This window comes from Microbacterium sp. 71-36, assembly GCF_001898305.1.
Taxonomy (GTDB): Bacteria; Actinomycetota; Actinomycetes; order Actinomycetales; family Microbacteriaceae; genus Microbacterium.
Window position 1 is genome coordinate 118,030 of record NZ_MKTP01000003.1, and the last position, 14,739, is coordinate 132,768.

Genomic DNA, 14,739 nt, shown 5'->3' on the forward strand with positions numbered 1-14,739 from the left:
AGGAACGATCATGACCCTCACCTCCCCCGACCTCGCCGCGGACGCGCAGGTCCGCGCCGACGACCGCGCGCACGTCTTCCACTCCTGGAGCGCGCAGGCGCTCATCGATCCGCTGCCCGTCGCCGGTGGTGACGGCGCGACGTTCTGGGACCACGCCGGGAACAGCTACCTGGACTTCTCGTCGCAACTGGTGAACCTGAATCTCGGTCATCAGCACCCCGACCTCGTCGCGGCCATCCAGCGGCAGGCGGGCGAGCTGGCCACGATCCAGCCCGCGATGGCCAACGGCACGCGCGGCGAGCTCGCTCGCCTCATCTCCGAGGTGGCCCCCGAGGGCTTCTCGAAGGTGTTCTTCACCAACGGCGGAGCGGATGCCAACGAGAACGCGGTCCGCATGGCGCGCCTGGTCACGGGCAAGCGCAAGGTGCTGGCGATGTACCGCAGCTACCACGGCAACACCTCCACCGCGATCACCCTGACCGGTGACCCGCGCCGCTGGGCCAACGAGCCGGCCGACGCCTCGGTCGTGCACTTCTTCGGCCCGTACGCCTACCGGTCGGCGTTCCACTCCGCATCCGAGGAGGAGGAGACCGCCCGCGCGCTCGAGCACCTCGAGCAGACGATCATCCTCGAGGGCGCGTCGACGATCGGCGCGATCATCCTCGAGACCGTGGTCGGCACGAACGGTGTGCTCGTGCCGCCGCCCGGGTACCTCCCCGGCGTCCGGGCCCTGTGCGACAAGTACGGGATCGTCTACATCGCCGACGAGGTCATGGTCGGGTTCGGCCGCATCGGCGAGTGGTTCGCGGTCGACGCGTTCGACGTGGTGCCCGACCTCATCACCTTCGCGAAGGGCGTGAACTCCGGTTACGTGCCGCTCGGCGGAGTGGTGATCTCGGATGCCATCGCCGCCCACTTCGACACGGTGACCTTCCCCGGTGGCCTGACGTACTCGGGCCACCCGCTCGCGTGCGCGCCCGGCATCGCGACGTTCGAGGTGTTCCGCCGCGACGGGATCCTCGAGCGGGTCCGCGACCTCGGCGAGCGCGTCGTGGGCCCGCGGCTCCGCGAGATGGCCGAGAAGCACCCGTCGATCGGCGAGGTGCGCGGCCGCGGACTGTTCTGGGCGATCGAGCTGGTGCGCGACCGCGAGACGCGCGAACCGCTCGTACCGTTCAACGCCGCCGGAGCCGACGCCGCCCCCATGGCCGCGTTCGCCGCCGCGTGCAAGAAGGCGGGCCTCTGGCCGTTCACGCACTTCAACCGCGTGCACGTCGCCCCGCCGCTGGTGATCTCCGAGGACGAGCTCGTCCGCGGCCTCGACATCATCGACGAGGCCCTGTCCGTCGCCGACGAGGCGGCCGCGTCGTGAAGACACTGTCCAACGTGGTCGACGGCGTCTCGACGCCGTCGACCGGGCGCCTCCTCGAGCTGGTCAGCCCCGTGACCGGTGAGGTCTACGGCCAGGCGCCGTGCTCCACGGAGGAGGAGGTGGATGCCGCCTTCGCCGCCGCCTCGCGGGCCTTCGCGTCGTGGCGGCTGACCACCCCGGCGCAGCGGCAACTCGCGCTGTTCCGGCTCGCCGACGCGCTCGCCGACCACGCCGAGGAGTTCGCCGACCTGGAGTCGGAGGACACCGGGAAGCCTCGTGCGACGCTGGTCGCGGACGAGATCGACCAGTCGGTCGACCAGCTGCGGTTCTTCGCCGGCGCCGCGCGCGATCTCGACGGGCGCGCCGCCGCCGAGTACGCCGAAGGGTTCACCTCCTACGTGCGGCGCGAGCCGATCGGCGTCGTCGCCCAGGTGACGCCGTGGAACTACCCGCTGAACATGGCGATCTGGAAGATCGCTCCGGCGATCGCGGCCGGGAACACCGTCGTGCTGAAGCCGAGCGAGACGACGCCCCAGACCACCGTGCGCCTCGCCGAGCTCGCCGCCGGGATCCTCCCGCCCGGCGTCCTCAACGTCGTCCTCGGCGACCGTGAGACCGGGCGCGCCCTCGTCGAGCATCCGATCCCGCAGCTCGTCGCGATCACCGGCTCGGTCCGCGCGGGCATGCAGGTCGCCGAGTCGGCGGCGCGGCAGGTCAAACGCGTGCACCTCGAACTCGGCGGCAAGGCGCCGGCGATCGTCTTCCCCGACGCCGATCTGGATGCCGCGACCGCCGGGATCGCGCAGGCGGCGTTCTTCAACGCCGGGCAGGACTGCACGGCGGCGACCCGCGTGCTCGTGCACTCCTCGCTGCACGATGAGCTCGTGGGGCGCCTCGTGGCGTACGTCCGGGAGAACGTGAAGGTGGGGGCGCCGGACGACCCCGAGGCCTTCTTCGGCCCGGTGAACAACCCCGACCAGCTCGCCCGCGTGCAGGGTTTCGTCGACCGCCTGCCCGCGCACGCGCGCGTGGCGACCGGTGGACACCGCGTCGGCGACACCGGCAGCTTCTTCGCGCCCACGATCGTCACGGGCCTTCGCCAGGACGACGAACTGGTGCAGCAGGAGGTCTTCGGGCCGGTGCTCGCGGTGCAGGCGTTCGACGAGGAGGCCGAAGCCCTGGAGATGGCGAACGGCGTGCCGTACGCGCTCGCCGCCTCCGTGTGGACCCGCGAGCACGGCCGCGCGCTGCGCTTCAGCCGCGATCTCGACTTCGGGTGCGTGTGGATCAACGCCCACATCCCGTTCGTCTCCGACATGCCGCACGGCGGGTTCAAGCACTCCGGCTACGGCAAGGACCTCTCGGTCTACGGCTTCGAGGACTACACGCGCCTCAAGCACGTGATGTCGAGCCTGGCCTGAGGGGTCACTCCTCGGCGGCGAGGTCGTCCAGCAGCGCGCGGATCCCGTGCGCGTGGGCGCGGACGGCCTCGTCGTCGGAGGAGGAGGCCCGCTCGATCACGGGACGCGCAGCCTCGCCGATCATGACGTACGCGCGGGCGAGGCTGCGCTGCGTCTCACCGTCGCCCCGGCCGAGGTGCACCGCGAGCGCGGAGGCGAGATCCGCCCGCTCGGCGTCCGGCACGAGTCCCGCCGCCGCCCGCCACGCCGCCCGCGCCACGGGGGTCTCCTCGTCGTGCAGGAGGGCGGGGGTGATCGCCGACCACGTGGCCGGGTCGCCGATCTTCGACAGCGTGTGCAGGCCCTGACTCCGGGCCTGCGGGAAGGGTGAACCGAGTTCGGGCAGGATCGCGGCGACGACGAGCGCAGAGTCATGCCGGGTGAGCGCCCAGGTGAGCATGTCGCGGACGAAGAAGTCGGGCTCGACGGCGCAGCGCGCCACCAGGACGTCGATGAAGACATCGTTCGGGCGCGTGCCGGCGTCCATCGCCGCGCGCAGGCGGAGCGAGGCGTCCTCTCGCTCCAAAGCGGCCCGCAGACCCGCCGTGATCTCGCCGTCGGCCATCGCGGCCCTCCCGTTCGTCGCCCCGCCCAGCTTGTCACGCGCCGGGACGGCAGGCTCCGCTCCAGCGCCGGACAGAACTAAGCAACACCACACCACCACCAAGTAGACGACCGTCACCGTCCATGCGGGTGAATTCCACATCCCCGACCGCAGCAACCCGGCCGCGCGACGGTTGGGTGTCAATGGACGGTGACCCCGGCCTGCCATCGGCAGTCGACCCCAGCTGTCGCCGTATGAGGTCGGCAAGGGCGCTGTCCCATCAGAGACCGTGTGTAACGAAAGGTGTATCGATGAAGCTGACATTTCGTGGGACGTCGTGCGCTGTGGTTGTCGCCGCGCTCATCGTTGGGTTTGTGGCCCCGGCCCAGGCTGACGATCCAAGTCCGATCGATCTGATTGCGGGTATCGCACCGGAGGTGCTGGAGGGGACTGTTCCTGTTGAGGGCACACCATCCGGACAGCAGCTTGAGGTTGCCTCGGTCGGCAGCGATGTCGCGATCGAAATCCCAGTGGACCCGTCCGACGCGATCACGTTGGCGGACGGGGTGGCTGCCGTTTCCATCGAGCTGCCTGCCACCGACGAGTCTCAACCCGCTGAAGTCGACGCATCAGGGTTGGTGTCATATGACATGGGTGACGGATCCTCGACAGTACTGGCGGTGAAAGCAGACGGGTCTATTCAGATCAGCACCGTCATCGACGGTGCCAATGCTCCAACGAGCTACGCGTACCCTCTGCAGGTTCCTGAAGGCGCGACGGTCACGTTGAGCGCGGAGACAGGGGCGGTGGCCATCACCGCCGCGAACGGCACCTGGATCGGCGGTGTCGCACCGGCGTGGGCAACGGACGCGGCCGGGTTGCCCGTGGCAACTCACTACGAACTCGACGGCTACACACTGATCCAGGTCGTTGAGCACGACGCTGCAACCACCACGTATCCCGTCGTTGCCGACCCTTGGCTGGGGGTTGGTCTGATCGACGGCGCGAGGTGGATCGCACGTGATCCGCGTGGCTGGACACTGTCAATCACCCCCAGCTGGTTCAACCGCATCAATTCAGCGGATGGCAATGTCATCCGGGAGGGATGGGCAGAAGTGATCAAGCGCGTCCCGAGTGCGAACACCACTCAGATGTACTGGCAGTACAAGTGTCACCAAGTGTTCGCGCCGTTCAAGTCGACCTGGAATCTCGACGAATGGGTGCGACGCTCCAGCTATACGGATAGCGTGGCGCATGGGTGCAACTGATGAACTCGACGAAACTTGCCCGTACTGCGATGATCAGCGCGATCGCGGCGTTCGCCGTCGCGTTGTCCGCATTCGTGTACTCCCTCGTCCGACTCTACGATGCAGGTCTGAAAGCTGATCTGGATCCTGGCGGCGAAGCCGACTGGCTCGGCTGGGCCCTGCTGCTCGGCAGCGTGGCGGTCGGGATAGTCAGCGGGATAGTCGCGTTAGCCACGAGACGTACGGCCACCGCCCCGCCTCCCTCTTCAAGTCTCTAGCGTCCCCTGCCTCCCGGTGTTGTACCGCCCAGCGCCGCGCGGCATCGCCGCACGTCTCTGAGGAAGCAGGCAAGACGTTCATCGTCCAGACCCGTGCAGCGTGCGCGCGGTGCACGGCGGCCGTGGACTCCTCGACAGCGAGGGTGCCGACAGTCAGGAGAACAGGAGTCACGATCGAGAGGACGTACAGTCGTCCCCGCACCAGCCTCTGCATCGGAAGGCGCAAAACGACGGTTTCCGCGTTGTTACGGCGGAATAAGTCTCGATTTCACCATTGAGCAATGTGTGTTTGCGCTGATACCGTCGCCCCATCATGAGCATCTCAGCGGAGCGACGCCCGGTCCTCGACAGCGTGTCGAAGGCCATCGTCGAGCAGCTGCAGGAGGACGGTCGCCGCTCGTACGCCGAGATCGGCAAGGCCGTCGGCCTCAGCGAGACCGCGACGCGGCAGCGCGTGCAGAAGCTGCAGGACGCCGGTGTCCTGCAGATCGTCGCCGTCACCGACCCGCTCCAACTCGGTTTCGCCCGCCAGGCGATGATCGGGGTCCGCGTGTCGGGAGACACTCGGGTGATCGCGGCCGAGATGGCCGAGCTCCCGGGGGTCATCTACGTCGTCTCCACGGCGGGGTCCTTCGACCTCCTCGTCGAGGTCGTCTGCGAGAGCGACGACGACCTCATCGACCTGCTCAACGATCGGATCCGGTCGCTGCCCGACGTGGTGGCGACCGAGACGTTCGTGTATCTGAAACTCCACCGACAGCTCTACAACTGGGGAACGCGATGACGCTTCACGAAATCGACCTGCAGTCCGACCTTCAGGCGAAGGCCCGCGACCACCTCTGGATGCATTTCGCCCGCCAGTCCGTGATGACCGAGGGTGCCGGCGTCCCCATCATCGTCAAGGGCGAGGGCCACCACATCTTCGACGCCCAGGGCAAGCGCTACATCGACGGCCTCGCCGGCCTGTTCGTGGTCAACGCCGGCCACGGCCGCCGCCGGATCGCCCAGGCCGCCGCGAAGCAGGCCGAGGAGCTGGCGTTCTTCCCCCTGTGGTCGTACGCCCACCCGGCGGCGATCGAGCTCGCCGACCGCATCGCCCACCTCGCCCCCGGCGACCTGAACCACGTCTTCTTCTCGACCGGAGGCGGCGAGGCCGTCGAGACCGCGTTCAAGCTCGCCAAGCAGTACTGGAAGACCCAGGGGAAGCCCACCAAGCACAAGGTCATCTCGCGCGCGATCGCCTACCACGGCACCACACAGGGCGCCCTCGCCATCACGGGTCTGCCGGTGATGAAGCACATGTTCGAGCCGGTCACCCCCGGCGGCTTCCGCGTCCCCAACACGAACTACTACCGCGCCGAGGAATCCGGTTTCGGCGGCGGGACACCCGAGGAGTTCGGGCTGTGGGCAGCCGACCGCATCGAGCAGATGATCCAGTTCGAAGGCCCCGAGACCGTCGCCGCGGTGTTCCTCGAGCCGGTGCAGAACGCCGGCGGCTGCTTCCCCGCCCCGGCCGGGTACTTCCAGCGGGTGCGCGAGATCTGCGACAAGTACGACGTGCTGCTGGTCAGTGACGAGGTCATCTGCGCGTTCGGACGCCTCGGGTACTACTTCGGCGCGGAGGCGTACGACTACCAGCCCGACATGATCACGTTCGCCAAGGCCGTCACCAGCGGCTACTCGCCGCTGGGGGGAACGATCGTGAGCGACCGCGTGTACGAGCCCTTCGCCCACGGCGACGCGTCCTTCCCGCACGGCTACACCTTCGGCGGGCACCCCGTCTCGTCGGCCGTGGCGATGGAGAACCTGGACGTGTTCGAGGAGGAGGGGCTGCTGGAGAACGTCCGCACGAACTCGCCCGTCTTCCGCTCGACGCTCGAGAAGCTGCTCGACCTGCCCATCGTCGGCGACGTGCGCGGCGACGGCTACTTCTTCGGCATCGAACTCGTCAAGGACAAGGTCACGAAGGAGACCTTCGACGACGACGAGTCCGAGCGTCTGCTGCGCGGCTTCCTGTCGAAGGCGCTGTACGACGCCGGCCTGTACTGCCGCGCGGACGACCGGGGCGACCCCGTCATCCAGCTCGCTCCGCCGCTCACGATCGGCCCGTCCGAGTTCGACGAGATCGAGCAGATCCTGCGCTCGACGCTCACCGAGGCCTGGACCCGCCTCTGACGCGGAAGCGGATGTCACCCCACCCCGGTGGCATCCGCTTCTTCGTCCCCCGCTCCCAACCGGAGCACTGCACCCGAAGCCCCACCCGACATCATCCACTCGGTCGGATCCGCCCGATCCCGACCCGCCCCTTTAGGAGAAGCCACGAACGAGAAGATCGGCGCCGCACAGGCGCCCTCGTCCAGCTCGGGAGCCAAGCTCGCCCGCACCCTCGGCCTGTGGTCGATCGTCGGTCTGGGTCTCGGCTACATGACCCCGACCGTCGTTTTCGACACCTTCGGCCTCGTCGCCGACGGGACCAACAACGTCGTCCCCGCCGCGTACGCGGTGGCCCTCGTCGTCCTGGTCTTCACCGCCATCAGCTACGGCAAGATGGTCCGCGTCATCCCCAGCGCCGGCTCGGCCTACACCTACGCCCGCGAATCGATCCACCCCGGTGTCGGCTTCGTCGTCGGGTGGACCGCGTTGATCGACTACATGCTGCTGCCGATGGTCAACGCCCTCATCATCCGCAGCTACATGGAGGCGCTCTTCCCCGACATCCCGGGGGCCGTCTGGGTCATCGTCTTCACCGTCGGCGTCACCGGCGTGATCTACCTGACGATGCGGGGCACCTCGAACGTCAACATGATCCTGCTGGTGTTCTCGATCCTGGTCATGGCCGTGTTCGTCGTGATGGTCGTCGTGCAGCTGGTCGGTGGCGCGGGAGCGGGCACCGCGGTGTCGCTCGCCCCCTTCGTCCACAGCGACGTGCAGTTCGGCGCGGTGCTGGCCGGTGCCACCATCGTGTGCTTCTCGTTCATCGGCTTCGACGCGGTGTCGATGTACTCGGAAGAGGCCAAGACGCCCAAGATCATGCCGCGCGCGATCCTGCTGACCCTCGTCGCAGGCGGTGCCATCTTCCTGATCGCCGCCTACTTCACCCAGCTGCGGTTCCCCGACTCCACCGCGTTCCCGCAGGAGGCGATCGAGAACAGCACGCTGCCCGAGATCGGCGTCCAGGTCGGCGGTCCGGTGCTGCAGGCCGTGCTCACGGCAGCCGGATTCGCCGCGACGCTCGCGTCGTGGCTCGCCTCGCACGCCTCGGTCTCGCGCATGCTCATGGTGATGGGACGCAACAACGTCCTCCCCCGCCGGATCTTCGGCTTCATCAACCCGAAGACGCACACCCCGACGATCTCCATCATCATCGTGGGTGTCGTGAGCCTGCTCGCGATCGCGTTCACCCTCGAGCAGATCGCGGCGTACATCAACTACGGCGCGCTCATCGCGTTCACCTTCGTGAACATCTCGGTGATCGCGTGGTTCGCGATCCGCAAGGGCCTGCGCAAGACGCCGGGCGACATCTTCCGCTACATCGTGATGCCCGGGATCGGCATGCTTCTCACGGGCCTGCTGTGGGTGAACCTCGACATGCACGCGCTCATCGGCGGGCTCATCTGGACCAGCATCGGCGTGGTCTACCTCATCGTCCTCACGCGCGGGTTCAAGCGGCCCATCGCGTCGTTCGATGAGAACCAGCCGGTCACCGGGGTGAACAAGACCGTCCCCGGTCCGCGTTCGGAGGTCTGACCACCCCGTCCTGACCGCTCGGCCGAGGCCGCGGCATCCGACTCTCTCGGGAGGGATGCCGCGGCCTTCGCTCGTCCGGAAAGAAGTGGGCGGGGCACGACTCCGTCAGAAACGGCGTCGCCGTGCCCCGAACGGACGCGGATCGACATCTGCAGGAGTTGCGGCCGGCGTGCGCACTGCCCGGCTCAGCGCTCGAACGGCGTGACCGCGCCGAGCACCACCGTCTCGCCGTCGTGGCCGTTCGCCCACCAGTGCGGGGCCGAGCAGCCGTAGGTGACGGTGTCGCCGGCGCGCAGTTCCACGCGGCGATCCGACTGGCACACCACGAGCACACCGGATTCGACCGTCACCGTCTCCGTGCCGATGTGACGGAACGGACTGGCCTCGTTCGTGAATCCGGGCGGCAGCGTCGAGCGGATGAGCTGCAGCATCGACTCGCCGCGCGGGGTCAGCAGCTCCCGCTCGGCGCGCTGGTGCGGCGGCGCGTCCGCGGCCACCGGCATGATGTGCCGCTTCGCGCGCGTCACGACCGCCAGCGGCACCGCCGGTTCGTCCAGCAACTGGGCGACCGGGATGCCGAGGGCCCCGGCGAGCCGTTGCAGCGACTGCAGCGAGGGGTTGCCGAGTCCGCGTTCCAGCTGGCTGACGAGACCGAAGCTCACCCCCGCCTTCTCCGACAGCGCTTGCACGCTCAGGCCCAGCCGCTTGCGCGCATCGCGCACCGCGGCCCCGAGGGTCTCGACGGTGCGCTGCTCGTCGGCATCCGTGGCGCGTGTCATGACCGTGTCAGCGTAGCGCCGCCGGAGCGCCGCGACCGGGACCGCCGCGTCACGACCGCACCCGCGGCCGTTCGGGCGGTACCGCGGCCAGTAGCGCCCGCGTGTACTCCTCGCGCGGGTGGGCGAACAGCTCGGCCGCGGGGGCGGCCTCGACGACCTTCCCTCCGCGGAGGACCACGACTTCGTGGCTCATCTGCTGCACGATCGCGAGGTCGTGCGCGATGAACAGGTACGTGAGCCCTTGCTCGACCTGCAGCCGACGCAGGAGAGCGAGGATCCGCGCCTGCACCGAGACGTCGAGCGACGCGGTGGCTTCGTCGAGGATCACCAGTTCCGGCTCCAGGGCGAGGGCACGGGCGATCGACACGCGCTGACGCTGTCCGCCGGACAGCTCGTGCGGATACCGCGCGGCGAACGCGGGATCCAGGTCGACGAGCTCGAGGAGCTCGCGCACACGGGCGGCACGGGCGGCCGGGGTCGCCCCGCCGAGACGGTGCACGCGCAGCGGCTCCGCCACCGTGTCGGCCACGGTGCGTCGCGGATCGATCGAGGCGAACGGGTCCTGGAACACCATGGCGATCCGCCGCCGGTCGCGGCGCTTCGCGCGCAGCACGTCACGGACCCCGGGGCCTTCGGCATCCGCGAGGGTGGCCGCGCCGGCGTGAGGCCGGACGAGTCCGGTGAGGGCGTTCGCGATCGTCGACTTCCCCGATCCCGACTCGCCGACCAGTGCGAGCGTCGTGCCCCGGCGCACGGTGAACGACACGCCGTCGACGGCGTGGACGGTGCGACGCCCGGCGGGCGTCTGCACGGCGAAACGCACATCCAGTTCGGCGACCTCGAGCAGCGGTCCGGCGCCGGGTTCGGAGGCCGGGCCGCCCGCGGCGACGACGCGGGGACGCGCCGCGAGAAGCTCCTTCGTGTACACGTGCCGGGGATCGTCGTAGACCTCGGCGAGCGGCCGCTGCTCGACCGTCTCCCCGTGGCGGAGCACGAGCACCTCGTCGGCGACCTGCCCGATCACCCCGAGATCATGGCTGATCCACACCACGGCCGCGCCCCGATCGTGCTGCAGACGCTGGACGAGATCGATGATCTGCGCCTGCGTCGTCACATCCAAGGCGGTGGTGGGCTCGTCGGCGATGAGCAGCGCCGGGTCGCACGCGAGGGCGATCGCGATCATGACCCGCTGCCGTTGGCCGCCCGAGAACTGATGCGGGTAGGCGTCGACGCGCGCGCCCGCATCGGGGATGCCAACGGACTCGAGCAGGGCGATGGACCGGTTGTGCGCGGCCCGCCGTGTGAGACCGCGATGCACTTCGAGCGATTCCGCGATCTGACGTCCGACGGTGAGGTACGGATTGAGCGACGTGGAGGGATCCTGGAACACGAACCCCATCGCGTCGCCGTGAACCGACCGCAACGTCCGGTCGGTCGCTCCGACCAGTTCGACGGGCGCGTCGCGCGAGGCGATCTGCAGCAGACTCGACCCGGTGACCCGCCGCGCCGGCGCATCGATGAGCCCGGTCGCCGCGAGCACGGTCATCGACTTCCCCGACCCGGATTCGCCGACGATTCCGAGCGTCTGCCCGCGGTCCACCTCGAAGTCCACGCCCTTCACGATCTCGGTGGCCCCGATCGCGACCCGCAGGTCACGTACTCGAAGAATGCTCATCGCTCCCCTCCCGCGGTCTGATCGGTGCGTCCGCGCCCGGCGCGGGCGAGCGCCGCGGCCACGCGCTCACGACGCCGTTCGCCGTGACGGGCCTCGATGATGGTGCGTTGCCGTGGATCGAGGCCGTCGCGCAGTCCGTCTCCGAGGAGGGTGAAGGCCAGCGCCGTGACGAAGATCGCCGCACCGGGGAAGACGCTCATCCACCAGGCCTGCGCGAGGAAGCCCTGCGCGGTGAACAGCATGCCGCCCCACGACGGCGACGGCGGCTGGATGCCGAGGCCGAGGAACGACAGCGCCGCCTCGGAGAGGATCGCGAAGGCGAGCGAGAGCGAGGTCTGCACGACCACCGGCCCGCCGATGTTCGGCAGCACATGGCGGCGGAGGATGGATGCCGCGGGCGTCCCCATGGTCTGCGAGACCTGCACGAACGGGGCGGTGCGCAGCGAGAGCGTGCTCGCACGCACCACACGGGCGAAGATCGGGGTGTAGACGACGCCGATCGCGATGGTCGTGGTGAGCATCCCGGGCTGGAAGATCGCGATGATCGCGAGCGCCAGCAGCAGCACGGGGAACGCGAACATCACGTCGACGACGCGCATGAGGGCGGCGTCCGCCCATCCGCCCGCGTACCCGGCGACGATGCCGATCACGAGGCCGAGCACGAGGGCGATCGTGACGGCCATCACCGCGATGGTCAGCGAGGTGGAGCCGGCGAGCAGCACCCGCGAGAAGACGTCGCGCCCGAGTTCGTCGGTGCCGAACCAGTGGTCGGGTCCCGGAGGTGCGAGCGCGCGGGAGATGTCGATCTCGTTGATGCCGGCGGGCGCGATCCAGGGGGCGAGTACCGAGGCCAGGACGACGACGGCGAGCGCGATCGCCGCGGCGACCGTCAGCGGATTGGCGGCGAACAGGCGCCAGGGTGCCAGACGGGCGGACGGCGCGGCGGGGGCGGGCGAGCCGCCGGTTCGGGGCGCGGTGTTCTGGCTCATGCGGCACGGATCCTCGGGTCGACGACGGCGTAGAGCACGTCCACGATCAGGTTGACGACGATGAACATGACGGCCACCAGCAGCACCGCCCCCTGGATGAGCGGGTAGTCGCGGGCGGCGACGGCGTCGTAGACGAGTCGGCCGAGGCCGGGCCACGCGAACACGACCTCGACCACGATCACCCCGCCGAGGATCGTCGCGAGCTGGATACCGGCGATCGTCAGCACCGGCACGAGCGCGCCCCGGACGATGTGGCGCGAGACGACCACCCGACGGGGCAGTCCCTTCGACACCGCCGTGCGGATGTAGCCGGCGGAGGCGACGTCGATGACGGCGGCGCGGATGTATCGGGTCATGATCGCCCCCGCGACCAGGCCCACGGTCACCCCGGGGAGCGTGACCTGCCGCAGCCATCCGACCGGATCGTCGGTGAGGGCGACGTATCCGCTCGCGGGCAGGAGACCCAGGGTGACCGAGAAGAGCGAGATGAGCAGCATGCCCAGCCAGAAGTCGGGCACGGATACGCCGAACTGACTCGTCAGGCGCACGATCATGTCGCTGACCCGTCCCTCTCGCAGCGCCGAGTAGACCCCGGCCGGCACCGAGATCACCAGGGCGATGACGAGCCCGGTGATCGCGAGCGACAGCGTGGCCGGGAGCCGCTGGAGAAGCGTCGTGGTGACGGGCTGTCCGTTGCGGAAGCTCACGCCGAGATCACCCGTGAGCGCGTGCCCGAGGTAGGACGCGAACTGCTCCGGCAGTGATCGGTCCAGACCCGAGGCGGCGCGCAGCGCCTCGTAGGCCTCGGGCGTGTAGCGGGTGCCGAGAGCGAGGCGCACCGGGTCGCCGGGCACCAGGTGCACGAGGGCGAACACGACCACCAGCACGCCCAGCAGCACCACCGCAGACGACAGCAGCCGCGTGGTGAGGAAGCGCAGCAGCTGCGCGGGGGCGACCCTCATGCGTTCTCCTTCATCGAGACGGGTGAGACCGCGGGGGCCCGGCGCGCCGGGCCCCCGCGGCGGGGTTCAGTCCTGGAGCGAGGTTCCGACGAAGCGGATCGCGCGGTCGGCGCGGGTCTCGTACCCCGACACCTTCGGCGACCACAGCTGGGTCACCGAGGGGTTGTAGAGGTAGATGTAGCTCGCCTTGTCGGCGATGATCGTCGCCGCCTGCGCGTAGAGGTCCTTGCGCGCGGCCTGGTCGGTCTCGACCCGCCCGGCGTCGAGGAGCCGGTCGACCTCGGCGTCCGAGAACTTCTGCGCGTTGCTGGCGCCACCGGTGTGGTGCTGCGAGTAGTAGAAGTCGTCCGGGTCGATGTTGCCCAGCCAGCCCATCATGAGCATGTCGAAATTGCCGGAGTTCTGTTCGTCGAGCCACGTCGAGAAGTCGGGCTGACGGATCGAGACCTGGATGCCGAGGGGTTCCAGCTCGGCGGCGATGATCTGCGCGGCCGTGACGGTCTCCGGGTAGTCGCTGGTGGCCAGCAGGTCGAGTGTGCCACCGGTGTAGCCGGCCTCGGCCATCAGGGACTTCGCCTTGTCGAGATCGGTGGAGTAGCCGTCGTACTCGGTGTACCAGACGCTCTGCTTCGGGATGGCGAGCTGGTTGACCTCGGCGGTGCCGTAGCTCACGGCCTGCGCGATGGCATCCCGATCGATGGCGTAGGCGATCGCCTGCCGCACCCGCACGTCGTTCCACGGGGCCTTCGCCTCGTTCAGGGCGAGGTACCAGTAGTCGCTCGACGGCGTCTGGCCGAGGGTGACGGCGCTGTCGCTCTTGAGCTGCTCCACCTGCTGCGGCGGGACGACGTCGGTCCAGTCGATGTCACCGGCCTTGAGGGATGCCAGTGCGGTGGCGGGCTCGGAGATGAAGCGGTACTCCACTCCCCCGAGCTTCGGGGCGCCGCCCCAGTAGTCGGGGTTGGCCGTGAGCGTGATGTGATCACCGGCGACGTAGTCGCTCACCGAGAAGGGCCCCGTGCCGACGGGCGCGGTGGTGATCTCCCCCGATTCGACGTTGCTCTTCTCGACGATCGCCATGCCTTTGAAACCGCCGAGGTTCGACAAGAGGTTCGGGGTGGGCTGCGACACGGTGATGACGACGGTCTGCGCGTCGGGGGCGGACACGTCGGTGACCGTGGAGAACTTCCACGCGTTGGCGAGCTTCTCGTCGATGATGCGGCGATAGGAGTAGACGACGTCCTCGCTGGTGAAGTCGGAGCCGTCCTGGAACTTCACGCCGTCGCGCAGTGTGAAGGTCCAGGTGAGCTGGTCGTCGCTGGTCGTCCAGCTCTCGGCGAGGGCGGGCTGCATCTCGAGGTTCTCGTCGGGCTGCACGAGCGTGTCGTACACGTTCTCCAGCACCTCGAACGCGAAGTACGACGTGGTCTTCTGCGGGTCGAGCTGGTCGGGCTCGCCACCGATGGCGGCGACGAGGGTCTGACCGGAGCTGTCGCCGGAGCCGCCGAGGTCGACGCCCGTTCCGGCCGAGCAGCCGGCCAGGGCGAGGACGGTGGCGAGCGCGCCGGCGATGCCGAGGGTGATGCGCGAAGTCATGTGGATGCCAATCGGGTGGAGGACTCATCATTTAGATGATGTTTCGATCATTATGTGCAAGCATGGGGATCGGCACAACCCCGGACCGGA

At 69.0% G+C, this 14,739-nt stretch carries 13 protein-coding genes; 7 read left to right on the top strand and 6 right to left on the bottom strand.

Translation table 11 applies throughout. The annotated features are described in order from the left end of the window. Nucleotides 1–10 precede the first annotated feature (10 nt). Both BGO45_RS10830 and BGO45_RS10835 read left to right on the top strand, forming a co-directional pair. Nucleotides 11–1,372: an aspartate aminotransferase family protein gene (locus BGO45_RS10830; protein ID WP_292694037.1), complete on the top strand. Its 1,362-nt coding sequence runs from the start codon at nucleotides 11–13 to the stop codon at nucleotides 1,370–1,372. Beyond that, a complete protein-coding gene (locus tag BGO45_RS10835; RefSeq protein WP_292694040.1) occupies nucleotides 1,369–2,793 on the top strand; it encodes a gamma-aminobutyraldehyde dehydrogenase in 1,425 nt (474 codons plus the stop codon). The genes BGO45_RS10830 and BGO45_RS10835 overlap by 4 nt, the downstream gene beginning before the upstream one ends. 4 nt (nucleotides 2,794–2,797) lie before the next feature. Here the strand turns inward: BGO45_RS10835 and BGO45_RS10840 are convergent, their stop codons facing one another. Continuing rightward, the gene (locus tag BGO45_RS10840; protein ID WP_292694043.1) at nucleotides 2,798–3,397 is read right to left on the bottom strand and encodes a HEAT repeat domain-containing protein; all 600 of its coding nucleotides are present in this window, start codon (nucleotides 3,395–3,397) and stop codon (nucleotides 2,798–2,800) included. A gap of 290 nt (nucleotides 3,398–3,687) precedes the next feature. On the opposite strand from BGO45_RS10840, the gene BGO45_RS10845 reads away from it, so the two are divergent. The 5 genes from BGO45_RS10845 (at nucleotide 3,688) to BGO45_RS10865 (ending at nucleotide 8,648) form a co-directional block, all read left to right on the top strand. Further along, nucleotides 3,688–4,644: a DUF2599 domain-containing protein gene (locus BGO45_RS10845; protein ID WP_292694046.1), complete on the top strand. Its 957-nt coding sequence runs from the start codon at nucleotides 3,688–3,690 to the stop codon at nucleotides 4,642–4,644. Beyond that, nucleotides 4,635–4,901, top strand: coding sequence for a hypothetical protein (locus BGO45_RS10850; protein WP_292694049.1), 267 nt, complete (start codon nucleotides 4,635–4,637; stop codon nucleotides 4,899–4,901). Before BGO45_RS10845 ends, BGO45_RS10850 begins: the two co-directional genes overlap by 10 nt. 313 nt (nucleotides 4,902–5,214) lie before the next feature. Further along, nucleotides 5,215–5,685: an Lrp/AsnC family transcriptional regulator gene (locus BGO45_RS10855; protein ID WP_022878024.1), complete on the top strand. Its 471-nt coding sequence runs from the start codon at nucleotides 5,215–5,217 to the stop codon at nucleotides 5,683–5,685. Further along, complete coding sequence (locus BGO45_RS10860) at nucleotides 5,682–7,076, top strand: aspartate aminotransferase family protein (protein ID WP_292694054.1); 1,395 nt, start codon at nucleotides 5,682–5,684, stop codon at nucleotides 7,074–7,076. Before BGO45_RS10855 ends, BGO45_RS10860 begins: the two co-directional genes overlap by 4 nt. Before the next feature lie 216 nt (nucleotides 7,077–7,292). Continuing rightward, nucleotides 7,293–8,648 (top strand): APC family permease, encoded by a 1,356-nt coding sequence (locus BGO45_RS10865; RefSeq protein ID WP_292694330.1) that lies wholly within the window; start codon nucleotides 7,293–7,295, stop codon nucleotides 8,646–8,648. A 185-nt stretch (nucleotides 8,649–8,833) separates the two neighbouring features. Here BGO45_RS10865 and BGO45_RS10870 read toward each other — a convergent pair whose 3' ends face one another. The 5 genes from BGO45_RS10870 to BGO45_RS10890 form a co-directional block, all read right to left on the bottom strand. After that, the gene (locus tag BGO45_RS10870; protein WP_292694057.1) at nucleotides 8,834–9,427 is read right to left on the bottom strand and encodes a helix-turn-helix domain-containing protein; all 594 of its coding nucleotides are present in this window, start codon (nucleotides 9,425–9,427) and stop codon (nucleotides 8,834–8,836) included. 49 nt (nucleotides 9,428–9,476) lie between these two features. After that, nucleotides 9,477–11,102, bottom strand: coding sequence for an ABC transporter ATP-binding protein (locus BGO45_RS10875; protein WP_292694060.1), 1,626 nt, complete (start codon nucleotides 11,100–11,102; stop codon nucleotides 9,477–9,479). Continuing rightward, the gene (locus BGO45_RS10880) at nucleotides 11,099–12,091 is read right to left on the bottom strand and encodes an ABC transporter permease (protein WP_292694063.1); all 993 of its coding nucleotides are present in this window, start codon (nucleotides 12,089–12,091) and stop codon (nucleotides 11,099–11,101) included. Before BGO45_RS10880 ends, BGO45_RS10875 begins: the two co-directional genes overlap by 4 nt. Then, a complete protein-coding gene (locus tag BGO45_RS10885; protein ID WP_292694066.1) occupies nucleotides 12,088–13,053 on the bottom strand; it encodes an ABC transporter permease in 966 nt (321 codons plus the stop codon). Before BGO45_RS10885 ends, BGO45_RS10880 begins: the two co-directional genes overlap by 4 nt. Before the next feature lie 66 nt (nucleotides 13,054–13,119). Beyond that, nucleotides 13,120–14,649, bottom strand: coding sequence for an ABC transporter substrate-binding protein (locus tag BGO45_RS10890; RefSeq protein ID WP_292694069.1), 1,530 nt, complete (start codon nucleotides 14,647–14,649; stop codon nucleotides 13,120–13,122). Nucleotides 14,650–14,739: the final 90 nt, after the last annotated feature.